This window comes from Streptomyces sp. NPDC049813 (assembly GCF_044465085.1).
In the GTDB taxonomy this organism is placed as follows: domain Bacteria; phylum Actinomycetota; class Actinomycetes; order Streptomycetales; family Streptomycetaceae; genus Streptomyces.
In genome coordinates, this window is record NZ_JBITLI010000002.1 from 276,779 (window position 1) to 303,283 (window position 26,505).

At 71.6% G+C, this 26,505-nt stretch carries 28 protein-coding genes and 1 pseudogene; 10 read left to right on the plus strand and 19 right to left on the minus strand.

What is annotated here, in order from left to right:
* Nucleotides 1-9: 9 nt before the first annotated feature.
* Nucleotides 10-675 (minus strand): tRNA (adenosine(37)-N6)-threonylcarbamoyltransferase complex dimerization subunit type 1 TsaB, encoded by a 666-nt coding sequence (gene tsaB / locus ACIBW6_RS05270; protein WP_399056861.1) that lies wholly within the window; start codon nt 673-675, stop codon nt 10-12.
* Nucleotides 676-807: 132 nt separating this feature from the next.
* Between tsaB and ACIBW6_RS05275 the strand changes: the two genes are divergently transcribed.
* Nucleotides 808-1,362 carry a hypothetical protein gene (locus tag ACIBW6_RS05275; protein ID WP_399056863.1) on the plus strand — a complete coding sequence of 185 codons (555 nt, stop codon included), beginning with the start codon at nt 808-810 and terminating at the stop codon, nt 1,360-1,362.
* A 49-nt stretch (nt 1,363-1,411) separates the two neighbouring features.
* Here ACIBW6_RS05275 and ACIBW6_RS05280 read toward each other — a convergent pair whose 3' ends face one another.
* The 4 genes from ACIBW6_RS05280 to alr form a co-directional block, all read right to left on the minus strand.
* Nucleotides 1,412-1,606, minus strand: coding sequence for a hypothetical protein (locus tag ACIBW6_RS05280; protein ID WP_399056865.1), 195 nt, complete (start codon nt 1,604-1,606; stop codon nt 1,412-1,414).
* 238 nt (nt 1,607-1,844) lie between these two features.
* Complete coding sequence (gene tsaE, locus ACIBW6_RS05285) at nt 1,845-2,462, minus strand: tRNA (adenosine(37)-N6)-threonylcarbamoyltransferase complex ATPase subunit type 1 TsaE (RefSeq protein WP_399056867.1); 618 nt, start codon at nt 2,460-2,462, stop codon at nt 1,845-1,847.
* Entirely contained in the window at nt 2,425-3,678 is a 1,254-nt protein-coding gene (locus ACIBW6_RS05290) for an alpha/beta fold hydrolase (protein WP_399056869.1), read from the minus strand. The genes tsaE and ACIBW6_RS05290 overlap by 38 nt, the downstream gene beginning before the upstream one ends.
* A gap of 153 nt (nt 3,679-3,831) precedes the next feature.
* Nucleotides 3,832-4,995, minus strand: coding sequence for an alanine racemase (gene alr, locus ACIBW6_RS05295; RefSeq protein WP_399056872.1), 1,164 nt, complete (start codon nt 4,993-4,995; stop codon nt 3,832-3,834).
* Nucleotides 4,996-5,208: 213 nt separating this feature from the next.
* Between alr and ACIBW6_RS05300 the strand changes: the two genes are divergently transcribed.
* From ACIBW6_RS05300 to ACIBW6_RS05310, 3 genes are read left to right on the plus strand one after another with little or no spacing between them, the layout of a single operon-like run.
* A complete protein-coding gene (locus ACIBW6_RS05300) occupies nt 5,209-5,790 on the plus strand; it encodes a TetR-like C-terminal domain-containing protein (protein WP_399057683.1) in 582 nt (193 codons plus the stop codon).
* 5 nt (nt 5,791-5,795) lie between these two features.
* Nucleotides 5,796-6,008 (plus strand): hypothetical protein, encoded by a 213-nt coding sequence (locus ACIBW6_RS05305; protein ID WP_399056874.1) that lies wholly within the window; start codon nt 5,796-5,798, stop codon nt 6,006-6,008.
* A 1-nt stretch (nt 6,009) separates the two neighbouring features.
* The gene (locus ACIBW6_RS05310) at nt 6,010-7,467 is read left to right on the plus strand and encodes an NAD(P)H-hydrate dehydratase (RefSeq protein ID WP_399056876.1); all 1,458 of its coding nucleotides are present in this window, start codon (nt 6,010-6,012) and stop codon (nt 7,465-7,467) included.
* Between the two features lie 347 nt (nt 7,468-7,814).
* On the opposite strand, the gene ACIBW6_RS05315 is transcribed toward ACIBW6_RS05310, so the two are convergent.
* Genes ACIBW6_RS05315 through ACIBW6_RS05325 form a run of 3 tightly spaced genes read right to left on the minus strand, consistent with a single transcriptional unit; the run spans nt 7,815 to nt 10,343 of the window.
* Nucleotides 7,815-8,186 carry a holo-ACP synthase gene (locus tag ACIBW6_RS05315; protein WP_399056878.1) on the minus strand — a complete coding sequence of 124 codons (372 nt, stop codon included), beginning with the start codon at nt 8,184-8,186 and terminating at the stop codon, nt 7,815-7,817.
* Between the two features lie 38 nt (nt 8,187-8,224).
* A complete protein-coding gene (glmS, locus tag ACIBW6_RS05320; protein WP_399056880.1) occupies nt 8,225-10,072 on the minus strand; it encodes a glutamine--fructose-6-phosphate transaminase (isomerizing) in 1,848 nt (615 codons plus the stop codon).
* Nucleotides 10,073-10,082: 10 nt separating this feature from the next.
* Nucleotides 10,083-10,343 carry a hypothetical protein gene (locus tag ACIBW6_RS05325; RefSeq protein WP_399056882.1) on the minus strand — a complete coding sequence of 87 codons (261 nt, stop codon included), beginning with the start codon at nt 10,341-10,343 and terminating at the stop codon, nt 10,083-10,085.
* A gap of 229 nt (nt 10,344-10,572) precedes the next feature.
* On the opposite strand from ACIBW6_RS05325, the gene coaA reads away from it, so the two are divergent.
* A complete protein-coding gene (gene coaA, locus ACIBW6_RS05330; protein WP_399056885.1) occupies nt 10,573-11,583 on the plus strand; it encodes a type I pantothenate kinase in 1,011 nt (336 codons plus the stop codon).
* Between the two features lie 66 nt (nt 11,584-11,649).
* Here the strand turns inward: coaA and glmM are convergent, their stop codons facing one another.
* The 3 genes from glmM to rplM all read right to left on the minus strand — a co-directional run bounded on the left by glmM (nt 11,650) and on the right by rplM (nt 14,117).
* Nucleotides 11,650-13,008 carry a phosphoglucosamine mutase gene (gene glmM / locus ACIBW6_RS05335; protein WP_399056887.1) on the minus strand — a complete coding sequence of 453 codons (1,359 nt, stop codon included), beginning with the start codon at nt 13,006-13,008 and terminating at the stop codon, nt 11,650-11,652.
* 99 nt (nt 13,009-13,107) lie between these two features.
* On the minus strand, nt 13,108-13,629 hold the full coding sequence (gene rpsI / locus ACIBW6_RS05340; RefSeq protein WP_399056889.1) for a 30S ribosomal protein S9: 522 nt from the start codon (nt 13,627-13,629) through the stop codon (nt 13,108-13,110).
* A gap of 44 nt (nt 13,630-13,673) precedes the next feature.
* Complete coding sequence (gene rplM, locus ACIBW6_RS05345) at nt 13,674-14,117, minus strand: 50S ribosomal protein L13 (protein WP_324767608.1); 444 nt, start codon at nt 14,115-14,117, stop codon at nt 13,674-13,676.
* Between the two features lie 259 nt (nt 14,118-14,376).
* Here rplM and ACIBW6_RS05350 point away from each other — a divergent pair, with 259 nt between their 5' ends.
* From ACIBW6_RS05350 to ACIBW6_RS05370, 5 genes are all read left to right on the plus strand, one after another.
* Nucleotides 14,377-15,222 carry a hypothetical protein gene (locus ACIBW6_RS05350; RefSeq protein WP_399056892.1) on the plus strand — a complete coding sequence of 282 codons (846 nt, stop codon included), beginning with the start codon at nt 14,377-14,379 and terminating at the stop codon, nt 15,220-15,222.
* Nucleotides 15,223-15,965: 743 nt separating this feature from the next.
* A complete protein-coding gene (locus ACIBW6_RS05355) occupies nt 15,966-17,414 on the plus strand; it encodes a glycosyltransferase family 2 protein (protein WP_399056894.1) in 1,449 nt (482 codons plus the stop codon).
* Nucleotides 17,415-17,433: 19 nt separating this feature from the next.
* Nucleotides 17,434-18,675: a glycoside hydrolase family 113 gene (locus tag ACIBW6_RS05360; RefSeq protein ID WP_399056896.1), complete on the plus strand. Its 1,242-nt coding sequence runs from the start codon at nt 17,434-17,436 to the stop codon at nt 18,673-18,675.
* A gap of 15 nt (nt 18,676-18,690) precedes the next feature.
* A complete protein-coding gene (locus ACIBW6_RS05365) occupies nt 18,691-19,788 on the plus strand; it encodes a sugar phosphate nucleotidyltransferase (RefSeq protein ID WP_399056899.1) in 1,098 nt (365 codons plus the stop codon).
* 20 nt (nt 19,789-19,808) lie between these two features.
* The gene (locus tag ACIBW6_RS05370) at nt 19,809-21,854 is read left to right on the plus strand and encodes an acyltransferase family protein (RefSeq protein WP_399056901.1); all 2,046 of its coding nucleotides are present in this window, start codon (nt 19,809-19,811) and stop codon (nt 21,852-21,854) included.
* Between the two features lie 33 nt (nt 21,855-21,887).
* Here the strand turns inward: ACIBW6_RS05370 and truA are convergent, their stop codons facing one another.
* From truA to ACIBW6_RS05410, 8 genes and pseudogenes are all read right to left on the minus strand, one after another.
* Nucleotides 21,888-22,733 (minus strand): tRNA pseudouridine(38-40) synthase TruA, encoded by an 846-nt coding sequence (gene truA, locus ACIBW6_RS05375; protein ID WP_399056903.1) that lies wholly within the window; start codon nt 22,731-22,733, stop codon nt 21,888-21,890.
* 143 nt (nt 22,734-22,876) lie between these two features.
* A complete protein-coding gene (gene rplQ, locus ACIBW6_RS05380; protein ID WP_399056906.1) occupies nt 22,877-23,371 on the minus strand; it encodes a 50S ribosomal protein L17 in 495 nt (164 codons plus the stop codon).
* A 122-nt stretch (nt 23,372-23,493) separates the two neighbouring features.
* Nucleotides 23,494-24,516 (minus strand): DNA-directed RNA polymerase subunit alpha, encoded by a 1,023-nt coding sequence (locus tag ACIBW6_RS05385; RefSeq protein WP_399056908.1) that lies wholly within the window; start codon nt 24,514-24,516, stop codon nt 23,494-23,496.
* 134 nt (nt 24,517-24,650) lie between these two features.
* Nucleotides 24,651-25,055, minus strand: a complete 405-nt coding sequence (gene rpsK, locus ACIBW6_RS05390) for a 30S ribosomal protein S11 (RefSeq protein ID WP_003948617.1) — start codon at nt 25,053-25,055, stop codon at nt 24,651-24,653.
* A 64-nt stretch (nt 25,056-25,119) separates the two neighbouring features.
* The gene (gene rpsM, locus ACIBW6_RS05395) at nt 25,120-25,500 is read right to left on the minus strand and encodes a 30S ribosomal protein S13 (RefSeq protein WP_399056910.1); all 381 of its coding nucleotides are present in this window, start codon (nt 25,498-25,500) and stop codon (nt 25,120-25,122) included.
* A 213-nt stretch (nt 25,501-25,713) separates the two neighbouring features.
* Nucleotides 25,714-25,827 (minus strand): 50S ribosomal protein L36, encoded by a 114-nt coding sequence (gene rpmJ / locus ACIBW6_RS05400; protein WP_003974245.1) that lies wholly within the window; start codon nt 25,825-25,827, stop codon nt 25,714-25,716.
* 59 nt (nt 25,828-25,886) lie between these two features.
* Nucleotides 25,887-26,108, minus strand: coding sequence for a translation initiation factor IF-1 (gene infA, locus ACIBW6_RS05405; RefSeq protein WP_004927214.1), 222 nt, complete (start codon nt 26,106-26,108; stop codon nt 25,887-25,889).
* 160 nt (nt 26,109-26,268) lie between these two features.
* Nucleotides 26,269-26,505, minus strand: a pseudogene (locus ACIBW6_RS05410) (hypothetical protein); the annotation flags it as partial.

Genomic DNA, 26,505 nt, shown 5'->3' on the forward strand with positions numbered 1-26,505 from the left:
CGCTCGTCGTCACTGGGGGGTGACCACCTTGTAGTTCTTGGGCACCTGGGCGTCCGGGCGGCGCAGGTACAGGGGGCGCGGCTCAAGGAGCTCCTCGCCGGCCGCGAGCTTCTCGGCGGCGAGCGCGGCCAGCGCCGCGGCCGAGACGTGCTGCGGGCCGCGCGGGTCGGTGAACGTGTCGGGGTAGAGCAGCGCGCCCGCACCGACCGCGGGCAGCCCGGCGACGGCCTCGGCCAGGTCGGCGGGCCGGTCGACGGCGGGGTCGGTGAGCCGCGTGCGCCGGTCGGCGTAGCGCGCCCAGTAGACCTCCTTGCGGCGGGCGTCGGTCGCCACCACGAAGGGTCCTTCGAGGTCACCGCCGTCCCCGGCGGCGTACGCGAGGCCGTCCAGCGTGCACACGCCGTGCACGGGGACGTCGAGCGCGAGCCCGAAGGTGTCGGCGGTCATCAGACCGACGCGCAGTCCGGTGTACGGTCCCGGGCCCACGCCCACGACGATCCCGGTGACGGCGTCGAGTGCCACGCCGGCCTCGGCGAGCACCCGGTCGACGGCGGGCAGCAGCAGCTCCCCGTGGCGGCGGGCGTCGACCTGGGCCGACTCGGCGACGGTGGCCGTGCCGTCGTGCAGGGCGACGGTGACGGCGGGGGTGGCGGTATCCATGGCGAGCAACAGCACACGAACAGCCTACGGCTCCGGAAGGGCGGACATGTCCCGGCTGGGACAAGCCGGGAGGCCGGGCGGCTGCTGCTACCGTCACGTGGAGCCGTCACTGGCGTCGTACATACGTACTTGAGAGGCAGGCACCTGGTGGCACGGAGCAGCACCGGATTCGTGACCGCGCTGACCGCGGCCGCGCTCGCGGCGGTCGGCTTCCTCGCGTACCAGGCCTCGGCGAACGCGCCGGCCGACCTCGGCGCTCCCAGGGCCGACGCCTCCCCCTCCGCGTCGTCGTCCCACCCGCCCAAGGACAAGAAGGAGTCGGCGGCGCTGCCCGCCCGGTCCGGTGGCGGCGAGCGGGTCGTCTACGCCCTGGGCGCCGACCGGGTCTGGCTGGTCGGCGCGGACGGCAAGGCGCGGCGCACGTACAAGGTGATGCCCGGCACGGTCGACCCGGCGCCCGGCCAGTACGCGGTCAGCTCCCGCACCGGCTCCGTGACCGGCACCGACGGGGTGCCGATCGAGCACGTCGTGCGGTTCACGAACGCGGGCGGGGTAACGATCGGGTTCAGCGCGGCCGTGAACGGCTCCACGCCGTCGCCCGACCCGGAGAAGCAGACCGGCGGCATCCGGGAGGCGCGGGCGGACGGCGCCGCGATGTGGGAGTTCGCCACGCACGGGCGCAAGGTCGTCGTCGTCCCCTGACGCCAGGGTGGTTCGCCGGGCCCGGCCTGCCAGGGGCGGGCCCGGGCGCTCAGGCCTCGGCCGGGCTGGTCTCTTCCTCGGGGTGCGGGTCGCGCTGCCCGGCGCCGGAGGCCGCGCGCGGCGGGGTCGACACGGCGCGGGCCGCCGCGCAGGACGCGAGCAGCTCCCCCATCGAGGGCCCGTGCGCGCCACGGCGCCCCGCGAACGGCTCAGCGCGCCGCACCACACGTTCCGAAGCCGACATGTGCGCCTCCCGAGCAGGCGTGGTTAGGTAGACCTAACTAAGTCCGGTCTCCATGTGAACACGCCGGACCTGCGCCGCGCAACATTTTGCCGACGCGTTGTCGGGATACGGGCCGGGGTGCGGGCGGATCCGGTGAAACGCCTGTGCGGGATCCGGCGACACGCCTGGTCGGAAGGGCCGCCGGGACCCGGCTCGGCGGGCGGCTCGGCCGACGGGGAGGGCCGGCGGAGCGCCGCGCTCAGCCGGTCAGGGCGGGGAGGTCCGCGGCGGTCCAGCGCTCGCCGATGCCGTGCAAAGTGACCACGCGCACGTCGTCGCTGGTGTCGCCGGTCGCCCGGTCGATGAGCACGTGCAGGCGGTCGTCGGACAGCTCCTCGACCTTGCCGTCGCCCCACTCCACGACGACGACCGACCGCGGCAGGTCCACGTCGAGGTCGAGGTCCTCCATCTCGTCGAGGCCGCCGCCGAGCCGGTACGCGTCGACGTGCACCAGGGCCGGGCCCGCGCCCAGCGGCGGGTGCACGCGGGCGATCACGAAGGTCGGCGAGGTCACGGCGCCGCGCACGCCCAGCCCCTCGCCGACCCCGCGGGTCAGCGTCGTCTTGCCCGCGCCCAGCTCCCCGGTGAGCATCACGAGGTCGCCGGGGCGCAGCCGCGCGGCCAGGGCAAGGCCCAGCTCGCGCATCCGGTCCGGGGAGTCGACCGTGACCGTGACGGACGTGACAGGGGTGGCGGGCGTGCCGAAGCTGTCAGGGCTGTCAGGGCTGTCAGGGGTGCCGGAAGGGGCGGGGGTGACGGGGGTCTCGGGGGTGGCGGGGTCAGCCGCCGGGCTGTGCGGTGCTGCCGGTGTCTCCATGGCCCCCCACGGTAGCGGCTGCCGGCAGCGCGCCGGCGCGCACCAGCAGCTCCGCGAGGCGGTCCGTGACGGTGTCGGGGTGCTCCAGCATGACCAGGTGCCCGGCGTCCGGCACGAGCACGAACGCGGCGTCCGGCAGCAGCGCGGCGATCGCCTCGCTGTGCCCGCTCGGCGTCACCAGGTCCTGCTCCCCGGCGAGGACCAGGACCGGCAGCCGCACGAACCGGCGCAGCGCGCCCGTCTTGTCGTGCTCCTGGAACGCCGGATAGAACTCGGCGACCACGTCGATCGGCGTGCCCTCGATCATCCGCTCGGCGAACCGGGCGATGGCCGGGTCGACGTCCCGGGTCGCGAACGAGTACCGCTTGATGATCCCGGCGAACAGGTCCGCCGTCGCCCGCCGCCCCCGCTCGACGAGGTCGGCCCGCTGGCCCAGGGCCTTCAGCACGCCGGGCAGCACCCGCCGCACCGCGTTCACCCCGGCGACCGGCAGCCCGTAGTTGACCTCGCCGAGCTTGCCCGACGAGGTGCCGACCAGGGCGACGCCGACGACCCGGTCGCGGACCAGCTCGGGGTACCGGTCGGCCAGGGCCATCACGGTCATGCCGCCCATGGAGTGGCCGACCAGCACGATCGGGCCCTCGGGGACGGCCGCGTCCAGGACCGCCTTGAGGTCCTCGCCCAGCCGGTCGATGGAGACGGGCCTGCCCTCGCCGGTCCGCGGGTCCTGCTCGACGCCGCGCTCGGAGCGGCCGTGGCTGCGCTGGTCCCAGTACACGCAGCGCACGAGGCCGCGCAGCGCCGCGCGCTGGAAGTGCCAGGAGTCCTGGTTCAGGCAGTAGCCGTGGCTGAAGACCACGGTGACGGGGGCGGGGGCCCGGCGGCCGAACAGGCGGCGTCTGCGCGAGCCGTCGTCGCCGTCCCGCTCGACCTCGTCCACCTCGTAGTACAGCTCGGTGCCGTCGGCGGCGCGGGCCCGGCCGGGGATGCCGCGCAGCGATCCGTAGGGCCCGGCGGCGTCGAGGGCCAGCCGCGCCCTGCGGCGCATCCCGCGCCCCACGGTCAGCCGCTCGACGGCGACCCCGGCGGCGGCGCCCGCCGCGACCACGCCTATCGCGGCGCCGGCGAGACCGGCACGCCGCCAGCTCCCCGCGGCGGCCTCGACGGCCGCCTCGGCGACCACCGCCGTGGTGGCCTGTGCGCTGCTCTCGCTCACGTGCCGCTCCTCCCGGTCTTTCTGGTCCCTCTGGCCGGTCCCTCTGGTCCTCCTGGACGACGATCCGTACGGGGTTCCCATAGCCCGGGCGGCGCCCGGCAATCCCCGCGGGGCCCCGGCGCGCCTCCCGAACGGGCCCGCGCGGCGCCGGACCTACGCGTCCACGACGGACTCCTCGTCCACATAGACGCGCGGAACCCGCGGACCGATGCGGGTCACGATCTCGTACGCGATCGTCCCCGCCGCGGCGGCCCAGTCCTCGGCGGTCGGCTCGCCCGCGTCCCCGGGGCCGAACAGCACCGCCTCCTCGCCCGCGGCCGGCTCGTCCCCGCCGAGGTCGACGACGAACTGGTCCATCGCGATCCGGCCCGCGACCGTGCGCCGCTTGCCGCCGATCAGGACCGGGCCCGTGCCGGAGGCGTGCCGCGGGACACCGTCCGCGTACCCGAGCGGCACCAGGCCGAGGGTCGTCGCGCCCGGAGTGACGTACTGGTGCCCGTAACTGACGCCGAGTCCGCCCGGCGCGTGCTTCACCAGGGCGAGGCCCGCCTTGAGGGACATGACCGGACGCAGCCCGAAGTCGGCGGGCGTGCCGAGCTGGGGGCCGGGCGAGATGCCGTACATGGCGATGCCGGGGCGGACCAGGTCGAAGTGGGTCTCGGGGAGGGTGAGCGTGCCCGGCGAGTTCGCGATGTGGCGGACCTCCGGGGTGACGCCCCGCCCTTCCGCGTACGCGACCATCTCGCGGAACCGCTCCAGCTGCGCGGCGGTGGCGGGGTGGCCCGGCTCGTCCGCGCAGGCGAAGTGCGACCACAGGCCGGTGACCGTGACGAGGCCCGCCGCCTGCGCCGCCAGGGCCTCGCCGACCAGCTCGGGCCAGTCGGCCGGCAGGCAGCCGTTGCGCCCGAGACCGGTGTCGGCCTTGAGCTGGATGCGGGCCGTGCGGCCCAGCTGCCGCGCCGCGGCGGCGACTTCGCGCAGCGCCCACAGATCGCTCACCGACAGGTCGAGGTCGGCCTCGACCCCTTCGCGCCAGGGCCCGCCGGGCACCCACAGCCAGCACATGATGCGGCCCGGCAGCCCCGCGGCGCGCAGTCGCAGCGCCTCCTCGGCGGTGGCGGTGCCGATCCACTCGGCGCCCGCCTCCTTGGCCGCGCGGGCCACCGGGAGCATGCCGTGCCCGTACGCGTCGGCCTTCACGACGGCCATGAACGCGGCCCCCGGCGCGTGGGCGCGCAGGGACCGCACATTGGCCCGCAGGGCGGCGAGGTCGATCTCGGCGCGGGCGCGGAGCGGGGCAGTCACGTTCTCGTTCATCGTGCGCCCAGTCTCTCAGAGCGGCCCGCGGGGCCCCTGGAGCCTGTGGACAACTCGGCTGGGGCCGCGCACGCGGCACGAACCCGAACGATGTAGCGGCCGGAAATCCGTTGCTCCACCCAACGGAACCTAGGTACCGTAAGCAAAAACCTAGGTCCCCTAGGAAGCAGTCGTACGAGCATACGAGCTGGGATTCGGAGTGAGGCACGCATGATGGCCAGAGCCGGGCTGACCACGGAGCGCGTGGTCGCCGCCGCCGCCGACCTCGCGGACGCCGTCGGGTTCGAGCACATCACCGTCGCGGCGCTCGCGCGCGGGTTCGGCGTGACGGACGCGAGCCTGTACGCGCACGTCAAGGGCGTCTCCGACCTGCGCGTCCGGGTCGCGGTGCTGGCCGGCCTCGACCTCGCCGACCGGAGCGCGCAGGCCCTCGCGGGCCGGGCGGGCCGCGACGCGCTCGTCGCCTTCGCCGACGCCTACCGCGCCTTCGCCCTCGCCCACCCCGGCCGGTACGCGGCGACCCAGCAGCAGGACCTCGACCCGTCCGTCTACGAGACCCACCCCCGCCTGCGCGCGAACCTCACCTGCACCTACGCCCTGCTCCAGGGGTACGACCTGGCCGAACCGGCACTGACCGACGCGGGCCGGCTGCTGCGCAGCACGTTCCACGGGTTCGTCAGCATCGAACTCGCGGGCGGCTTCCGCCATCGGCGGGAGGCCGGGGCGAGCTGGGAGAGCGCGGTGCAGGCGCTGCACGTGGCCCTCACCAACTGGCCCGACCCACAGAGTGGTTGAGAGCGATGACCACCCGCCTACAGACGATGGTCGCCCGGCTGACCCTGGCTGCGGGCGCCCGGACGCGCGGGCACCTGCCGCACCGCCCGGCGGCGCTCGTCGCCGAGCGGCTCGGGCTGCCCCTCGCGGAGTTCCCCGGCGCGCACAACGGCTGGTCCACGCACCCCGCCGAGACGGCCGGGCTGCTGCGCGCGCACCTCTTGGGGGAGACTCGATGACATGCGCACTGCCTACGACGTGGAGACCATCCGGGCCGCCGAACGCGCGCTGATGGCGCGGCTGCCCGACGGAGCACTGATGCAGCGGGCGGCGGCCGGGCTCGCCGCGGCCTGCGCCGACCTCCTGGGCAAGGTCTACGGGGCCCGGGTCGCCCTGCTGACCGGCTCCGGGGACAACGGCGGCGACGCCCTGTACGCGGGCGCCAGAATCGCCCGGCGCGGTGCGGGCGTCACGGCCCTGCTCCTGTCGCCGGAGCGGACCCACGCGGGCGGCCTCGCGGCGCTGCGCGCGGCCGGCGGCACCGTCCTCGACGCGCAGTCCGAGGCCGCCGCGCGAGCCGTGGCCCGCGCCGACCTCGTCGTGGACGGCGTCGTGGGCATCGGCGGCAAGGGCGGCCTGCGCCCGCGCGCGGCCGAACTCGCCGCGCTGGCACGGGAGTCGCGGGCCCGCACGGTCGCCGTGGACCTGCCGAGCGGCGTCGACGCGGACACCGGGGAGGTGCGGGGTGACGCGGTACGGGCGGACGCGACGGTCACCTTCGGCGCGTACAAGCCGGGGCTGCTGGTGGATCCGGCACACGAGTACGCGGGGGCGCTGCGCCTGGTGGACATCGGCCTCGAACTGCCCGCGCCCGACGGCGGCCCCGACGCCCCGGCGATCGAGGCCCTCCAGCACGACGACGTGGCGGCGCTGCTGCCCCGCCCCACCGGTGAGAGCGACAAGTACCAGCGCGGCGTGGTCGGCGTCGTGGCGGGCTCTCAGCGCTACCCGGGCGCGGCCGTCCTGGCCACGGCCGGGGCGCTGCACGGCGGGGCGGGCGCGGTCCGGTACGTGGGCCCCGCCGCGGACGCGGTGATCGCCCGCTTCCCGGAGGTCCTCGTGTCGGCGGGGCCGCCGGCCCGGGCGGGGCGCGTCCAGGCCTGGGTGATCGGCCCGGGCCTCGGCGACGACAAGGCGGGCATGGCGGACGTCCTGGCGTCGGACGTCCCGGTCCTCATCGACGCGGACGGCCTGCGGCTCGCGGACCCCGCGGCGGTACGGGGCCGCACGGCGCCCACCGTCCTGACCCCGCACGCCGGGGAGGCGGCGGCGCTCCTCGGCTGCGACCGCGCACGGGTCGAGTCGCGGCGCCTCGCGTCGGTGCGGGAGCTGGCGGAGCGGTACGGGGCGACGGTGCTGCTCAAGGGGTCGACGACCCTGGTCGCGTCGCCCGGCCGCGCCGCGGTCCGGGTCAACCCCACGGGCACGCCGTGGCTGGCCACCGCCGGCAGCGGGGACGTCCTCTCGGGGCTCACGGGGTCGTTGCTCGCGGCGGGGCTGCGGGGGGTCGACGCGGCGTCCGTCGGGGCGTACCTGCACGGGCTTGCCGCCCGGGAGGCGGCTCGGGGGGCGCCGGTGTCTGCGCAAGATGTGGCGGCGGCCGTGCGGGGGGTCTGGCGGGGGGTGGCGGGGTCCTAGCGGGGGCCTGCGGGGCCTTGGTGCGGGGCTTGTGCGGGGCGGGACTGTGCGGGCCGGCTGGAGCGGGCGGTCGCGCAACCATGTGCCCATCCCCGTCCGTTCGGCGACCACCCGCCGGTGGGGCTTCTCGCGCAGTTCCCCGCGCCCCTCAAGGCATGCGGCTCCGCCGCAGCCTCAGGGGCCCGATGAGATAGCGCACGAAGTGCGCATCTCAGGGGCGCGGGGAACTGCGCGACCAGCCCCCACCGGACGTGCAGACAAACGGGGCGCACGCAGTGCGCCTTTCAGGGGCGCGGGGAACTGCGCAGAACAGCCCGACCCAGCCGCACTGGACAAGGACCCGCCCCCTACCCCTCGGCCACCACCACAGCGGAAGCGACCCCCGCATCGTGGCTGAGCGACACATGAAACCCCGCCACCCCCAACTCCGCCGCCCGCGCAGCCACCGTCCCGGACACCCGCAACCGCGGCTGCCCACTGGCCTCCACATACACCTCCGCATCGGTCCACCGCAGCCCCGCCGGCGCTCCCAGCGCCTTGGCGACGGCCTCCTTCGCGGCGAACCGGGCCGCCAGGGAGGCCACCCCGCGCCGCTCCCCGCTGGGCAGCAGCAGCTCGTCCGGCAGGAACAGCCGCCCGGCCATCCCGGGCGTCCGCTCCAGCGACGCCGCGAACCGCTCGATCTCTGCCACGTCGATACCGACCCCGATGATGCTCATGCGGGCACCCTACGGCGCGCCCCCGGCGACCGGCCGGGTCACTCCACCGTCACCGACTTGGCCAGGTTCCGCGGCTGGTCCACCTCGTTGCCCCGGGCGGTCGCCAGCTCGCAGGCGAAGACCTGGAGCGGCACCGTCGCCACCAGCGGCTGCAGCAGCGTCGGCGTGGCCGGTACCCGGACCAGGTGGTCGGCGTAGGGAACGACCGCCTCGTCGCCCTCCTCCGCGATGACGATGGTCAGCGCACCGCGCGCCCGGATCTCCTGGATGTTGGAGACCATCTTGTCGTGCAGGACGGACCGGCCCCGGGACGGCGGGACGACGACGACCACCGGCACGCCCTCCTCGATCAGCGCGATCGGCCCGTGCTTCAGCTCCCCGGCCGCGAACCCCTCGGCGTGCATGTACGCCAGCTCCTTGAGCTTCAGGGCGCCCTCCAGGGCCACGGGGTAGCCGACGTGCCGGCCCAGGAAGAGCACCGTGTCGTGGCCGGCCAGCGACCGGGCCAGTTCCCGCACCGGTTCCATCGTCTCCAGGACCCGTTCGACCTCCTCGCCGATCCGCGACAGGTCCCGTACGACAGCGAGGATCTCGTCGGCCCACTTGGTGCCGCGCACCTGCCCCAGGTACAGCGCCACCAGGTAGCAGGCGACGAGCTGCGTCAGGAACGCCTTGGTCGAGGCGACCGCGACCTCCGGGCCCGCGTGCGTGTACAGCACCGCGTCCGACTCGCGCGGGATCGTCGAACCGTTCGTGTTGCAGATCGCCAGGCACGTCGCGCCCTGCTCGCGCGCGTGCCGCAGCGCCATCAGGGTGTCCATGGTCTCGCCGGACTGGGAGATCGCGACGACCAGCGAGCGGGCGTCCAGGATCGGGTCCCGGTAGCGGAACTCGCTGGCCAGCTCCACCTCGCACGGGATGCGCGTCCAGTGCTCGATGGCGTACTTGGCGATCAGACCGGCGTGGAAGGCCGTCCCGCACGCCACGATCACGACCTTGTCGACCATCTTCAGGACCTGCGCGGGGATGCGCAGCTCGTCCAGGGTGAGCTGGCCGCCGGCGCCGATCCGGCCGAGCAGCGTGTCCGCCACGGCCTTCGGCTGCTCCGCGATCTCCTTGAGCATGAAGTAGTCGTAGCCGCCCTTCTCGGCGGCCGAGGCGTCCCAGTCGACGTGGTAGCGGCGCACCTCGGCGGGCCGCCCCTCGAAGTCGGTCACCGTCACCCCGTCCGGGCGCACCTCGACGACCTGGTCCTGGCCGAGTTCGATCGCCGAGCGGGTGTGTTCGATGAAGGCCGCGACGTCCGAGGCGAGGAACGCCTCGCCCTCGCCGACCCCCACCACCAGCGGCGAGTTCCGGCGCGCCCCCACCACCACGTCCGGCAGCTCCGCGTGCGCCGCCACCAGCGTGAACGCTCCTTCGAGCCGGCCGCACACCGCGCGCATCGCCGCCGCCAGGTCGCCGTCGGTGGCGTACTCCTGCGCCAGCAGGTGCGCCACCACCTCGGTGTCCGTCTCCGAGGCGAGCACGCAGCCGCCCTCGGTCAGCTCGGCGCGCAGCTCGGCGAAGTTCTCGATGATGCCGTTGTGGACGACGGCGATCCGGCCCGCGGCGTCCAGATGCGGGTGCGCGTTGTCGTCCGTGGGCCCGCCGTGGGTGGCCCAGCGAGTGTGGCCGATGCCGGTGGAGGCGGGCGGCAGCACCCGGTCCACCAGGGCCTTCTCCAGGTTGGCGAGCTTGCCGGCCTTCTTCACGGCGGCCAGCGACCCGTCGGCGACCACGGCCACCCCGGCCGAGTCGTAGCCGCGGTACTCCAGCCGCCGCAGCCCGGCCAGGACGACGTCGAGGGCCGGCTGTGAACCTACATATCCCACAATTCCGCACATGAGCGGCAGCCTAGGGTTTGGATCCGCGCCCCCGCAGGAGCCGGTCCCGCGCGTCCCGCACGAGCCCGAGGTACTCGACCTCCTCGCACCGCGGCTTGCTGCCCATCTCGTAGAGGTCGAGGCAGTCGTCGAGGTCCTCGCCGATGTCCTCGTCGGGCAGGTCGAGCGCCAGCTCGCTGCGGACGTGCCCGGCCCAGTCGTCGGCGACTCGCCCGCCGCCGGCCCGCCGCCGCGCGAAGCCGGGCACGCGGAACACAGAGATGTTGGACATGGACGTTCCCTCCCGCCCCGGAGGCACGGCCGTACCCCACGGGTTCACCGGAACGTACCGCCCCCTTCACAGCTGGTCCATAGCTGTGCCGCAGCCGTGAGGGTCGCGCGCAGACGCGTACCCGCTCGCGGGGGGGTCACGGCCGTCGGCATCCGCCCGGCGCCCCCGCGGGACGCACCCGTGACGCACCCCACCCCCCGCGCTGTCCATACAGCCGTAACAATGGACTGTGATCTCTCCGGTCTCCGAGCCCCTGCACTCGACCTCCCGGAGCGCCCACCGGCACAAGCCGGAGGCGACTCCCTACGTCGACCTCACCCGATCCGAGTGGAGTGCCCTGCGTGACAAGACGCCCCTGCCGCTGACCGCCGACGAGGTGGAGCGGCTGCGCGGTCTCGGCGACGTGATCGACCTCGACGAGGTCCGTGACATCTACCTGCCGCTCTCCCGCCTGCTCAACCTGTACGTCGGCGCCACCGACGGCCTGCGCAACGCCGTGAACACCTTCCTCGGCGACACCGGCGAGAAGGCCTCCCAGGCCGGCACCCCCTTCGTCATAGGGGTCGCGGGTTCGGTGGCGGTCGGCAAGTCCACGGTCGCCCGCCTGCTCCAGGCGCTGCTCTCCCGGTGGCCCGAGCACCCGCGCGTGGAGCGCGTCACCACCGACGGCTTCCTGCTGCCCACCAAGGAGCTCCAGGCCCGCGGCCTGATGGCCCGCAAGGGCTTCCCCGAGTCCTACGACCGGCGCGCGCTGACCCGGTTCGTCGCCGACATCAAGGCCGGCAAGGACGAGGTGACGGCCCCCGTCTACTCCCACCTCATCTACGACATCGTGCCGGACCAGAAACTCACGGTGCGCCGCCCCGACATCCTCATCGTCGAGGGCATCAACGTGCTCCAGCCCGCGCTGCCCGGCAAGGACGGCCGCACCCGGGTGGGCCTCGCCGACTACTTCGACTTCAGCGTGTACGTGGACGCGCGCGCCGAGGACATCGAGCGCTGGTACCTCAACCGCTTCCGCAAGCTGCGCGCCACCGCCTTCCAGGACCCGTCGTCGTACTTCCGCAAGTACACGCAGGTCTCGGAGGAGGAGGCGCTGGAGTACGCGCGCACGATCTGGAGCACGATCAACCAGGTCAACCTGTTGGAGAACGTCGCCCCCACGCGCGCCCGCGCCGGCCTCGTCATCCGCAAGGGAGCCGACCACAAGGTGCAGCGGCTGCGGCTGCGCAAGCTCTGAGCGCCCCGGACACGTGTGCGGCCCCGCCCGGAAGAGATCCGGGCGGGGCCGCACACGTACGCCGTCCTAGCCGAGCGCCGACTTCACGACGTCGGCCAGGCGCTGCGCCACGGCCCGCGCCTGCTCGATGTCGGCGGCCTCGACCATCACGCGCACCAGCGGCTCGGTGCCGGAGGGGCGCAGCAGCACCCGGCCGGTGGCGCCCAGCTCCCGCTCGGCGTCCTCGACGGCCCCGGTCAGCTCGGCGGAGGTGGTCACCCGGTCCTTGTCCACGTCCGGCACGTTGATCAGGACCTGCGGCAGCCGCTCCATGACGGAGGCCAGGTCCTTCAGGCTCCGGCCGGTCTGCGCGACCCGCGCGGCGAGCAGCAGCCCGGTCAGCGTGCCGTCGCCGGTCGTCGCGTGGTCCAGCACGATGACGTGGCCGGACTGCTCGCCGCCCAGCGCGTAGCCCTCGCTCTTCATGGCCTCCAGGACGTACCGGTCGCCGACCGCGGTCTGCACGCAGGTGATGCCCGCGCGCTCCATGGCCAGCTTGAAGCCGAGGTTCGACATGACGGTGGCGACGACGGTGTCCGCGCGCAGGGCGCCGCGCTCGCGCATCGCGAGGGCGATGACGGCCATGATCTGGTCGCCGTCCACCTCGGAGCCGGTGTGGTCCACGGCGAGGCACCGGTCGGCGTCCCCGTCGTGCGCGATGCCGAAGTCGGCCCCGTGCTCGACGACGGCGGCCTTCAGCAGGTCCAGGTGGGTCGAGCCGCAGCCGTCGTTGATGTTGAGCCCGTCCGGCTCGGCGCCAATCGTGACGACCTCGGCGCCGGCCGCGGCGAACGCCGCGGGCGAGACGCGGGACGCGGCGCCGTGCGCCTCGTCGAGGACGATCTTCAGCCCGTCGAGCCGGTTCGGCAGCACCCCGAGCAGGTGGGCGACGTACTGGTCGAAGCCCTCTTCGTACGACTTCACGCGGCCGACGCCGGAGCCGGTCGGGCGGTCCCACGGCGCGCCGGTGCGGTGCTGCTCGTAGACCTCCTCGATGCGGTCCTCCAGGGCGTCGTCCAGTTTGTGGCCGCCCCGGGCGAGGATCTTGATGCCGTTGTCCGGCATCGCGTTGTGGCTCGCGGAGAGCATCACGCCGAGGTCGGCTCCGAGCGCACCGGTGAGGAACGCCACCGCGGGGGTGGGCAGCACGCCGACGCGCAGCACATCGACACCGGCGCTGGCCAGGCCCGCGACGACGGCGGCCTCCAGGAACTCGCCCGAGGCCCGCGGGTCGCGACCGACGACCGCGACCGGGCGGTGCCCCGCGAAGGTGCCCGCCTCACCGAGCACGTGCGCCGCGGCCACGGAGAGTCCGAGCGCCAGCTCGGCGGTCAGATCCGCGTTGGCCACACCGCGCACACCGTCGGTGCCGAAGAGTCGTCCCACTTGTTGTCCTCCGAAACTTCACGTCATCCATAAGCCGAACGCCCCGGCGGCACGGAACGTGCCGCCGGGGCGAACAGGAAAAGACAAGCAGGCAGCGATTTAGCGCTTGCTGTACTGCGGGGCCTTGCGGGCCTTCTTGAGACCGGCCTTCTTGCGCTCGACCGCACGGTCGTCACGCTTGAGGTAACCGGCCTTCTTGAGCGCCGGGCGGTTGTTGTCCACGTCCGCCTCGTTCAGCGCGCGGGCCACGCCGAGGCGCAGGGCACCGGCCTGGCCGGAGACGCCGCCACCCGCGATGCGGGCGATGACGTCGTAGCGGCCGTCGAGCTCGAGCACCTTGAAGGGCTCGTTGACTTCCTGCTGGTGCACCTTGTTCGGGAAGTAGTCCTCGAGCGTGCGCCCGTTGACCTTCCACTTGCCCGTGCCGGGCACGATGCGCACACGCGCGATGGCGTTCTTGCGGCGGCCCAGGCCGGCGGCCGGCTGCGGGTCACCGAAGCGGGCGGGGTTGGACTCCGAGGTGTACTCGCCCTCGACAGGCGCGTCCGACTCGGTGGTGTAGCTCTCGACGTCGACGATCTCGGTCTCTTCGACCGGCGTCTCGGCAGTGGTCTCGGCCACGATGCTCCTCAGATTCTTTTCTGTCTTTGGGGGTGTGGCCGGAACTACTGCGCGACCTGGGTGATCTCGAACGGCACCGGCTGCTGGGCAGCGTGCGGGTGCTGGTCGCCCGAGTAGACCTTCAGCTTGGAGAGCATCTGACGGCCCAGGGTGTTCTTGGGGATCATGCCCTTGATGGCCTTCTCGACGGCCTTCTCCGGGTTGTTCGCCAGGAGGTCGTCGTAGCGCACGGAGCGCAGACCGCCCGGGTAGCCGGAGTGGCGGTACGCCATCTTCTGGGTCTTCTTGTTGCCGGACAGGTGAACCTTGTCGGCGTTGATGATGATGACGAAGTCGCCCATGTCCATGTGCGGGGCATAGGTCGGCTTGTGCTTGCCACGGAGGAGGTTCGCGGCAGTGGTGGCCAGACGGCCCAGGACGATGTCCTGCGCGTCGATGACGTGCCACTGGCGAGTCACATCGCCGGGCTTAGGGCTGTACGTACGCACTTAGCAGCCTTCTTCTTCAGTGGATGGGTGCTGAAACATGGCATCACTGAAGCGATCGTGCAGCTGGGGACGACAGTGCCGGGTTCAGCGCCCGTATGCCGCCCACTGGTAACTGCTCCAGGGAACCCGTGCACGGACTCCTCATCTGAGAATGAGCGAGGCCATACACATAACGACTAGGCAGACTACCCGCGCGGCCCCGGACGGGTCAAAACGCCTCCCTCCCACGGCCCGGAACCGGGCGTCTAAGATGCGCCCCATGAGTTTCGGGCAGGGGGGACCCCCGTGGGGGTCGGGTGACAGTACGGGCGCGCCGGACTGGGCGGCACTGGCCGAGGCCTCGGAGGCCCGCGCGCGCAAGAAGCGCTGGATCCTGATCGGCGGGGCCGTCCTCGCCACCGTCGCGGTCGGCTCGGCCGTCGCCTGGGGCATCGTCTCCGCGAACGGCGACAGCGAGGCCGCGAACAAGCCGGCCGACCAGCTGCCGGACACCGCGGACATCCCCAGCGCCGACCGCACCCCGGGCCCCTCCTTCGCGGAGACCTCGGTGGCGCCCCCGCTCGACCCGAACGACTTCATCGACAGCGCGGCCAAGGACAGGGCGCCGCTCAGCGCGGACACCCTCTTCCCCGGCCCGTCGCTGACGCTCAGCGGCAGCACGTACAAGAAGGGCGCGACGGCCCGCACGACGAACTGCGCCTCCGTCGGCACGAAGGGCCTGGCCGGGGTCCTGAAGAAGAACGGCTGCACCCAGGTCATCCGCGCGACCTACTCCAAGGACGGCGCGGCCGTGACCATCGGCGTCGCCGTCTTCGACACCAAGGCCGCGGCGGCCCGCGCCAAGGACCAGTACGACTTCGACGGCGCGGTGCTCTCGCTGCCCGGCTCCGGGGTCCCCACCTTCTGCCGCACCACGGTCTGCCGCCAGACGGCGAACTCCGTGGGCCGCTACGCGTACTTCACCAACGGCGGCCGCACCAACGGCACGGACGCCACCAAGCAGGACACCACCCTGTACGCCCTCGGCGACGGCCTCCAGGAGCACACGTTCCAGCAGATCAAGCGCCGCGGCGAGACCCAGGCGTCGGCGGCCGCACGGAGCTGACCCCGCACGGCGCGCGCGACACCACGCGCACGGGAGACCCGCAGACCACGCCCGCGGGCCGGGGCCGCCATGGACCCGGCCGTCCCCCCGGCGGCTGACCGCCGCATCGAAGAGGGACACGACCGTGCGCATGCGCCGACGACGCCCGCAGCCACGGGCGCACCCGCACCGTCATCGGCCAGCACGTCGAGCTGCACAACGAGCGGTACAACGCCTCGTACGGCGACCACCACGGCACCAAGCCGCCGGGAAGGAGCCCGGCGACGCCGTTCCAGGGCAGAACGTGGACGGAGGTCTGGTACCAGGGACTCACCTGGGACAACGTCAGCAGCAACGAGCACAAGAACAGGCCGTCCGACGTGCGCCGGACCTATGACGTTCCCCGCGTCCTCACCGGCGGGCCGAGCGCGACGGCCAACTACGACTGGGGCGCACTGCCCACGGCCTGAAGCCGGCCTGACTCCGCCCTGAAGCGACAGTGATGTAGATGACGTTTCAACACAACTTCATCACAACGCGTTTCAAATTTGAGAATCCTGTGCAGATAATTGCCTCTGTTCGACTTGCTGCGTCAGGGCCTGGGGGGGTTTCTGCGGCACCAGCGGTCGACGCGCCAGTGAAGGCGTTGGGGGGGCCAACGGCTCGACCGGAACCATGCCGCGACCCAGTCGTGCGTCGCGGCACGTCCATGGATCCGCTGTCGCCTCGACGCACAGCCGATCCATGGGGGGTCCGAAGTCGTCATGGCGACCATCGTCGACGGGAGCGTGCCGCAGTCGCGGCACGCTCAGAAACTGGCCAGACGCACGGCCTCGTGGAGGCCGGCGATCCTGCCCTTCCTCGTACCGTTCATCGTGCTCGTCCTCTTCGGGCTCTGGACGTACCGTCCCAGCTCCTCCTTGATGAGCTGGATCCTGACGGTGGTCTGGTCCCTGCCGGCCGCCGGGGTCCTCGTCGGCATCCAGGGCGCCGTCCTGATCCGCCGCCGCGCCCGCAAGAGCGACCGCATGACGCCGCCCGCCCCCGCGGACCAGGACTTCCTGATCGCCCTGTGCCCGACCATCGGCCGGCACGACACCTACCCGGCCCTCGAACGCTCGGTGCTCTCCTACGTCAAGCATCTGCCGGAGTACTTCCCCTACATGCGGGTCGACATCCTCACCGAGGAGGGCTGCGAGGCCGCCGAGCGGATCGACGCCCTGGCGGCCGCCCACCCGCTGATGCGCGTGGTCACCGTGCCCAAGGACTACGTCCCGGCGAACGGCACCCGCTTCAAGGCCCGCGCCAACCACTACGCGCACGAACTGCGCATCGCCGAGGGCGAGGCGCTGGAGTACGTGTGGGTGCTGCACATGGACGACGACACCGGTGTCGGTCCCGACACCGCCACCTCGCTCGCCCAGTTCATCAACCGGCAGCGCCGCGCCCACCCCGACGAGGCCAAGCACATGGCCCAGGGCATCCTCACCTACCCCCGGGAGAACGCGGTCTCCCTCTTCACCTGGCTCGCCGACGCGGTACGTCCGGCCGATGACATCGCCCGCTTCCGGGCCCTGACCGGCATGGGCACCCCGGCCGCCGGAGTCCACGGCGAACTGCTGGTGCTGCGCGCGTCCATCGAGGCCGAGATCGGCTGGGACTTCGGCCCCAAGGAGATCGTCGAGGACGCCCGGCTCGCCCTGACGTTCTGCCGCAAGTACCCGGGCCGCAGCGACTGGTTCAACGGCCGCTGCTACGGCGCATCCCCCGCCAACGCGGCCGACTTCATCAAACAGCGCGAGCGCTGGGCCTGGGGCCTGGTCGCCCTCTGCTTCAACCGCGCCGTACCCCTGCGCTACCGGTGGTTCCTCTCGGTCTGCGTCACCACGTGGATCCTCGGACCGCTGCAGCACATCGGAGCCGTGCTCCTCATCGGCTGGCTCTTCAACGACATGAACACCTCGCCGGTGACGCAGTCCGTGGTCATCCTGTGGGCACTCAACTTCGCCTACGTCATCTGGACGTACTGGGAAGGGCTGCGGCTCAACGCACTCGCCTCGCTCAGCGGCCGGCGCAAGTGGTGGGAGCCGATCGTCGTGACGGCGCTCATCCCCGTCTTCTCGGTCCTCGAAGGGGTCGGCGGCCTGCGCGGATTCCTGAAGTTCGTGCGCCGCGAGGAGAACAAGTTCGTCGTGATCGCCAAGCCCGCCTGACCCCCGGAAGAACACTGACATGCGCTCACGACTGCCCCTGCTCGCCCTTTTCCCGGCGACCGTGCTCGCCGTGGTGATCGGCACCCCCTTCGTGCTCGGCGACCACCCGGTGCGGTGGACGTCCGGCTCCGCGGTACCCAGGATCGTCCAGGGCGACGCGCCGGAGCAGAGCGGCCACGAGGCCGACCGGAACACCCCCGCCACCGCGCCCACCCACGCCGCCGGCACCGCCGCCCCCGCCGCCGACCCCACCAAGGTCGCCGAGCCCTGGAAGGAAGGCATGCCCCAGTGGGGCGTGCAGTTCTACTGGGAGGAGGAGCCCAAGCAGCGGTCCGACGCGTTCATCGAGGCGCAGGCCCACAAGCAGGCCACGTACCTCATCGGTCTGGGCGCCAACTCGGCCTCCCTCTCCTTCCCCTTCTCCACCGCGGGCCCGGCCTCCAACACCCTGCGGGCCGGCGCCAAGACGCCCTCCGCAGAGCGCGTCGGCATCGTCCTGCGCGTCTTCAAGGAGGCGGGGCTGCGCACCACGCTCCGGCCGACCATGGACGAGGCGACCCTGAACCCGCCGACCGGCTGGCGCGGCAACATCGAACCCGCCTCCCGCTCCGCGTGGTTCGCCTCGTACCAGAAGTTCCTCACCCCGTACCTCAAGACCGCCCACGAGACGAAGACCGACACCTTCGTCGTCGGCACCGAGCTCAACTCGCTGGAGGGCGACCCGGGCTGGAAACCGCTCGTCTCGTTCGCCGAGAAGGCGACGTCCAGTGAGGTCGCCTACGACGCCAACTGGGACAACTACGTCGGCGGCCACATCGACATGCCGGTCAGCCACCTCGGCGTCGACTCCTACTTCCCCGTCGAGGTGCCCGACACCGCGCCGGTATCGGCCCTGGTCGACGGCTGGAACACCTGGCTCGACAAGAAGGCGAAGGGACCGCTGCCGAACATCACCCTCGCCGAAGCCGGCATCGGCGCCATGGACGGCGCCTACAAGGCGCCCGGCGACTTCTACACCAAGCGGGCCGTCAACCCGAAGGTGCAGGCCAACTGGTACACCGCCGTCTGCCAGGTCGTGCGGCAGCGCAGGATGCAGGGCGTCTACTGGTGGTCGATCTGGTTCGACGACGACCCCAACACCCCACCGGACGACAAGCACGCCTCCCGCCTGGACTTCGCCGGCCGGCCCCAGACGGAGAAGGCCGTCAAGTCCTGCTTCACCTCTGACTACGCAGGCCCCGGGGCCGACTCCACCAGCTGACCGAGCGAGGCAACCATGCAAGAAGCCATCATTTTGGTGGGCGGCAAGGGCACGCGCCTGCGCCCCCTGACCAACCACACCCCGAAGCCGCTCCTCGGCGTCGCGGGCACCTCCTTCATCCGGCACCAGATCGCCAAGCTGATGGACGCGGGCGTCACCCACGTCGTCTTCGCGACCTCCTACCTCGCGAGCCTCTTCGAGGAGGAGTTCAAGGACTTCGGCGAGTCCCTCGACATCTCCTACGCGGTCGAGGAGGTCCCGCTCGGCACCGGCGGCGCCATCCGCAACGCGGGCCGACTGCTGCGCGGCGGCCCCGACGACGCCGTCCTCGTCCTCAACGGCGACATCCTCTCCGGCCTCGACCTGCGGGCGATCCTCGGCGAGCACCGCCGCCGCGCGGCCGACGTGACGCTCCACCTCACCCGCGTCCCCGACCCCCGCGCCTTCGGCCTGGTCCCGACCGCCGAGGACGGCCGGGTCCTGTCCTTCCTGGAGAAGCCCAGGACGGCCGAGGAGATCGTCACCGACCAGATCAACGCGGGCTGCTACGTCTTCCGGCGCGCCGTCCTCGACGCGATCCCGGGCGACCGCGAGGTCTCCGTCGAACAAGAGACCTTCCCCGGTCTCGTGGCCACGGGCCACCGGGTCCTCGGCCACATCACCCGTGGATACTGGCGCGACCTCGGCACCCCGCTCGCCTTCGTGCACGGCTCAGCCGACCTGGTCACGGGGGCGGCGACCTCACCGCTGGTCGGCCCGGCGGGCGACGCACTGATCCACCCGACCGCGGTCATCGACCCGGGCGCCCTCGTCACCGGTGGATCGACGATCGGCCCGGGCGCCGTCATCGGCCCGGGCGCCGTCGTCGACCGGTCCATCATCGGCGCCGGCGTCACGGTCGGCGCGGGCGCACGGCTCCACGACTCCGTGGTCGACCACGACTCCACGATCGGCGGCGACTCACTGCTGCGGGAGACGGTCGTGGGCTGCCACGCCCACATCGGCGCGGACAACGAACTCCCCGCCCAGCTGCGGCTGTCGTGCGGCATCCGCATCCCCGCCCAGGGAGTACGCGTCAGCGGGACGGCCACCGCCTGCTCGACCGTCCACTGACCGCTCGTTACTGGAGAGACATGTCCCGCCACCGCTCCCCGGCCGCCGCCCAGCACGCACCGGCCGCGCACCCCGAACGCCTGCGCAAGTACCGCCCGGACATCCAGGGCCTGCGTGCCGTCGCCATCATGATGGTCGTCGCCATGCACTGCGGCATCGTCGACATCCACGGTGGCGTGGACGTGAGTTTCGTGCTCAGCGGCTTCCTGATCGGCGGCCAGCTCTTCGCCGAGATCGAGAAGACCGGCAAGGTCTCACTGACCAAGTTCTGGGCGCGCCGCTTCCGGCGCCTCACGCTGCCGATGGCCGTCGTCATCGTCGCCACGGGCATCGCGGCCTGGATGTACGGCAGCCCGCTGAAGTTCCACGGCTACGTCGAGGACGGCCTGGCTGCCTCGCTCAGCTTCCTGAACTGGCGCCTGGTCGAGAACGGCACCGACTACTTCGCCAACGACGGCTCCCAGTCCCCGTACCAGCACTTCTGGTCCCTGGGCATCGAGGAGCAGTTCTACATCGCCGCGCCGATCACCCTGGTCGCGGTGGCCTGGATCAGCCGCCTGGTCTTCCGCAACCGGGTCCTCGTCGGCCTCTTCCTCATGGCCGTCATCGGCGGCTCGTTCTATCTCGGCTGGTCGAACACGCCGACGGACCAGCCGCTCGCCTACTTCTCCACCCACACCCGGATATGGGAGATCACCTGCGGCGTGCTGCTCGCGCTGCTGGCGCCGTACGTCTCCCGCATGAACCAGGGGTTCGCCGCGGTCCTGTCCTGGCTGGGGCTGGCCACCGCGATCGGCACGGCGCTGCTCATCACCGCGGAGACCCCGCTGCCGGGCTACGCCGTGGCCGGCCCGGTCACCGGCGCCGTCCTGGTCATCGCCGGCGGCTGCGCCGACCCGCGGTTCGGCGCGGAGCGGCTGCTCGACAACCCCGTCCTCGACTTCATCGGCAACGTCAGCTACGGCTGGTACCTGACGCACTGGCCCCTGCTCGTGCTCTGGCCCTCCATAGTCGACCGCGAGTTCACGTTCTCGGAGCGGATGCGCGTCGTCGTCCTGTCGTTCCTGCTGGCCTGCCTGCTGCACTACGCCCTGGAGCGCAAGCTCAAGAAGGCCGTCTCGCTGATCGCCCGCCCCTGGAAGGGCGTCTTCACCGGCGGGTTCGCCACCGCGGGCACCGCCGGCGCGATGGCCCTCGCCGCGCTCGTCCCGCTGAACCTGGCCACCGCCACGTCCGGCGCGGCCGCGGCCGGCTACACCAGCCAGGCGTCGGTGGAGGAATCCGTCTACCGCACCGAACTCTCCGCCACCGTGCAGGGAGCGCTGCAGAAGACACCCAAGAACTCGGCCCGGCACGGCTGCATCGACAACTTCGACGTCAAGAAGTTCACCCTGCGCGACGCCTGCGTCATCGGTGCCCCGAAGGGCAGCAAGACCCTTGTCCTGATGGGCGATTCACACGCCTGGCAGTGGAACGACGTCTACCACGAGATCGGCAGGGAACTCGGCGTCCGGATCGTGACGATCTCCAAGGGCGGCTGTTCGCCGCAGATCTACCACATCAACAACCCGCAGCTGAACCGCGAGTACACCGAGTGCGACAGCTGGCGGCAGACAGCCTTCGACGAGCTGAAGAAGCTCAAGCCGGACGTCCTGGTCATCGCCGACCGCGCCCGCCAGGAGGCCAACAGGGACGGCGCCGAAGCCGCGTTCAAGGTCTTCGCGGAAGTGGGCGCCCGCCTGGTCTTCATGACGGACACTCCGCAGCCCGGCCAGAATGTTCCCGACTGCCTGGCCACGCACCTCGACGACATCACCCCGTGCAACCGCAAGCAGTGGCAGGCGCTGGAGTACACGGACTTCCGTGCCATGGAGCGGGACGTCGCCGCGCGGCACGGCGCCGAGATCATCGACACGACGCCCGCCTTCTGCGCGGCGGACGTCTGCCCGTCCGTCATCGGCGACCAGGTCGTCTACTTCGACAACAGCCACATCACGTCGTCGTACTCGAAGACCCTGAAGCCGTTCCTCAAGCCGGCCCTGAAGGAGATCCTGGACAAGGCCTGAGGCGGTCGGAAAGTCCGGCCCGGCCGGGGGCGTTCACTGCCCCCGGACCCTGACCCGCCGGGCCTGCCGGGCCCGCTCGCTCAGCAACGCGTCGGCGGGGTAGGCCACTTCCTCCAACGTCAGCCCGTGCGGCCGCACCACATGCACAGCGCTGTCCCGCACCCCCGCGTCGAGCACCTTCCGCGGCCACTCGACGCCCCGGTGCCCGTCCCCGACGAACAACAGCGCGCCCACCATGGACCGCACCTGGTTGTAGCAGAAGGCGTCCGCGCGGACCTCGATCTCGATGACGCCGTCGGTCCGCCGCTCCACCCCGAAGTCGAGGATCTCCCGGATCGTCGTCGCGCCCTCCCGCTTCTTCGCGTACGCGGCGAAGTCGTGTTCCCCGATGAGGGACTTGGCGGCGGCGTCCATCGCCGCGACGTCCAACTCCCAGTCGTGCCACAGCACATGACCCCGCAGCAGCGGGTCCACGCCACCGGGGAGATCACCGACCCGGTAGATGTAGCGCCGCCACAGCGCGGCGAACCGCGCGTTGAACCCCCCCGGCGCCTCCCCCACCGACCACACCCGCACATCCTTCGGCAACCGCCCGGCCAGCCGCTTCAGCAGCTTCTCCCGGTGCTCGGCCCACACCTCCGCGGGCAGGTCCACGTGCGCCACCTGCCCGCGCGCGTGCACCCCGGAGTCGGTCCGCCCGGCCACGGTCAGCTCGTACGTGGTCCCGCCGGACCGCGTCACCGTGCGCAGCGCGTCCTCGATCTCCCCCTGCACGGTCCGCCGCCCGCCGGCCTGCTTGGCCCACCCCGAGAAGTCGGCACCGTCGTACGACAGATCGAGCCGCACCCGCACCAACCCGTCCGCCACTTCGTCACTCACCCGTAGATCCTCTCAACAACGCGAAGCGGGCCCGCTCCGTGAAGGAACGGGCCCGCTAAGACGCAGCCCGCAGGGGCGCGGGGAACTGCGCGACCAGCCACGACGAAGCCGCAGCCGCTCACAGAGCAGTCCCCGGTGGACGACTAGGCGTCCTTCGACTCCTCGGCGGCAGCCGGCTTCGCGTCCTCGACGACCTCGGCTGCCGGAGCGGCGGCCTCGGCGTCCTTGGCGGACCGCTTGGTGGCGGCCTCGGCCTCACCGGTGGCCTGCTGCGCGACCGTCAGGGCCTCGACCAGCTCGATGACGGCCATGGGCGCGTTGTCGCCACGGCGGTTACCGATCTTGGTGATACGGGTGTAACCACCCGGACGGTTCTCGTAGCGCGGGCCGATCTCGGTGAAGAGCGTGTGGACGACGCTCTTGTCCGTGATCACCTGGAGCACCTGACGGCGGTTGTGAAGGTCGCCCTTCTTCGCCTTGGTGACCAGACGCTCCGCGTACGGACGCAGACGACGGGCCTTGGCCTCGGTCGTCGTGATCTTGCCGTGCTCGAAGAGCGACTTCGCGAGGTTCGCGAGGAGCAGCTTCTCGTGCGCGGCGCTGCCGCCCAGACGGGCACCCTTGGTGGGCTTCGGCATGGTGTTTCTCCTTGGTGTCTGCCCCGGCCGTATCAGGTACCGGGGTCAGTGGCCCGCGCCTCACCAGAGGCGCGGGGAACTGCGCGACCGGTCACCACGACCGGACCGCAGCCACAATCAATCTAGTACTGCTCGGTCTCCACGAACCCGGCGTCCGCGTCGTCGTCGGCGCCGAAGGCGTCCGCCGCCGCGGTCGGGTCGAACCCGGGAGGCGAGTCCTTCAGGGCGAGGCCCATACCGTGCAGCTTCGCCTTGACCTCGTCGATCGACTTCGCACCGAAGTTGCGGATGTCGAGCAGGTCGGCCTCGGAGCGCGCCACCAGTTCACCCACGGAGTGGATGCCCTCACGCTTGAGGCAGTTGTAGGAGCGGACGGTGAGCTCGAGCTCCTCGATCGGGAGCGCGAGGTCCGCCGCGAGCGCGGCGTCCGTCGGCGAGGGACCCATGTCGATGCCCTCGGCGTCGACGTTCAGCTCGCGCGCCAGACCGAACAGCTCGACCAGCGTCTTGCCGGCCGACGCCATGGCGTCGCGGGGACGCATGGCCTGCTTGGTCTCGACGTCGACGATCAGCTTGTCGAAGTCGGTGCGCTGCTCGACACGCGTGGCCTCGACCTTGTACGTCACCTTGAGGACCGGCGAGTAGATCGAGTCGACCGGGATGCGCCCGATCTCCTGACCCACCTGCTTGTTCTGCACGGCGGAGACGTAGCCGCGACCGCGCTCGACGGTCAGCTCCATCTCCAGCTTGCCCTTGCCGTTGAGCGTGGCGAGGACCAGGTCGGGGTTGTGCACCTCGACACCGGCCGGGGGCGCGATGTCGGCGGCGGTGACCAGACCCGGGCCCTGCTTGCGCAGGTACATCACGACCGGCTCGTCGTGCTCCGAGGAGACGACCAGCTGCTTGATGTTGAGGATCAGGTCGGTGACGTCCTCCTTGACGCCCGGCACGGTGGTGAACTCGTGCAGGACACCGTCGATACGGATCGACGTGACCGCCGCACCCGGGATCGAGGACAGGAGCGTACGGCGGAGCGAGTTGCCGAGGGTGTAGCCGAAGCCCGGCTCCAGCGGCTCGATCACGAACCGGGAGCGGAATTCGTCGACGACCTCTTCGGTCAACGAGGGACGCTGAGCGATCAGCATGAAAACGAGTCCTTCAGTTCAGGGGCACCCACTATTTGATGCCCTGAGATACAGCAAGGGTACGGGCGGCACCGCCCCGAAGAGCCGTACCGCCCGCGAACCTCAGACCGAGCGGTCTGCGTGACTGACCGGGGTCAGACGCGACGACGCTTGGGCGGGCGGCAGCCGTTGTGCGGGGTCGGCGTGACGTCCTGGATCGAGCCGACCTCGAGGCCGGTCGCCTGGAGCGAGCGGATGGCGGTCTCGCGACCGGAACCCGGGCCCTTGACGAAGACGTCGACCTTGCGCATGCCGTGCTCCTGCGCGCGACGGGCAGCCGACTCGGCGGCCATCTGCGCGGCGAACGGCGTGGACTTGCGGGAGCCCTTGAAGCCGACGTGGCCGGCGGAGGCCCACGAGATCACGTTGCCGGTCGGGTCCGTGATGGACACGATCGTGTTGTTGAACGTGCTCTTGATGTGCGCGTGGCCGTGAGCGACGTTCTTCTTTTCCTTGCGGCGCACCTTCTTGGCAGCGCCCTGACGTCCCTTGGGGGGCATGTCGTTCTCCTACGGGAGGTGGTCGGTCCTACAGCGAAGACCGCTGAAAAGCGTCCGCTGAGGACTACTTCTTGCCCGGCTTCTTCTTGCCGGCGATGGCGCGACGCGGGCCCTTGCGGGTGCGGGCGTTCGTGCTGGTGCGCTGACCGCGGACCGGCAGACCACGACGGTGGCGCAGACCCTGGTAGCAGCCGATCTCGACCTTGCGGCGGATGTCGGCCTGGATCTCGCGACGGAGGTCACCCTCGGTCTGGAAGTTCTGGTCCACGTACTCGCGGATCTTGACGAGGTCTTCCTCGCTCAGGTCGCGAACGCGGGTGTTGCGGTCCACACCGACGGTGTCCAGCGTGAGCTGGGCGCGCGTACGGCCGATGCCGAACACGTAGGTGAGGGCAACCTCGATGCGCTTGTCGCGCGGGAGGTCAACGCCTTCAACGCGTGCCATTCATGGCTCCTGTTGATTTTCGGAGGTCTGCAGCAGAGCCACTCCCCGCCGCCGTCCCCGCTGTCAGCGGTTCGGCACGGCGTGGTCCCCGGCCTCCGACCGAAGGTGTCGCCACAGTGGTCAGGAATGTGTCCACTGCCGGCGGGCCCTGCATATGTACTCGATGTGTTGCGTGCGTCGCGCGAAACTCTGCGAACTGCAGTCAGTCGTGCGTCAGCCCTGGCGCTGCTTGTGGCGCGGGTTGTCGCAGATGACCATGACCCGACCGTGACGGCGGATCACCCTGCACTTGTCGCAGATCTTCTTGACGCTCGGCTTGACCTTCATGGGTGAGGTTCTCCGGGTCAGTTGCCGGCGCTCCCGCGGGAAGCGGGACCGGGCAAGATCTACTTGTACCGGTAGACGATCCGGCCACGCGTCAGGTCGTACGGAGACAGCTCCACCACGACCCGGTCGTCAGGGAGGATGCGGATGTAGTGCATACGCATCTTGCCGCTGATGTGAGCCAGGACCTGGTGGCCGTTCTGGAGCTCCACCCTGAACATGGCGTTCGGAAGAGACTCGACGACAGTGCCTTCGATCTCGATGGCACCTTGCTTCTTGGCCACGCTTCGCCCTTCGAATCGACTACCTTGATCGACTCTCGCCACGCATGCGGACATGCAGATACACGAGAGCCGACGAGTCAGTCTACGTCAGCACCCCCGGAAAGACGAATCCGAGGATTCTGCCCTACCCGGAAGATTTCTAAGCCCCCCGGCACCGCCTCTACCCCAACGGATCAGGCGCCGCCGTGACACCGAGCTCCGCCAGCTTCGCCTTGCCACCGTCCGGGGACGTGAGGACCAAGGGGCCCTCCTCCGTCAGAGCGATCGAGTGCTCCCAGTGCGAGGACCAGGTGCCGTCCGTCGTGATGACCGTCCAGTCGACCGACTCCCCGACGCCCCGCTCGCGGGATCGGCGCCGGGGCGCCTCACAAGCTTCGCGCGGCTGCGCCGGCCTCCG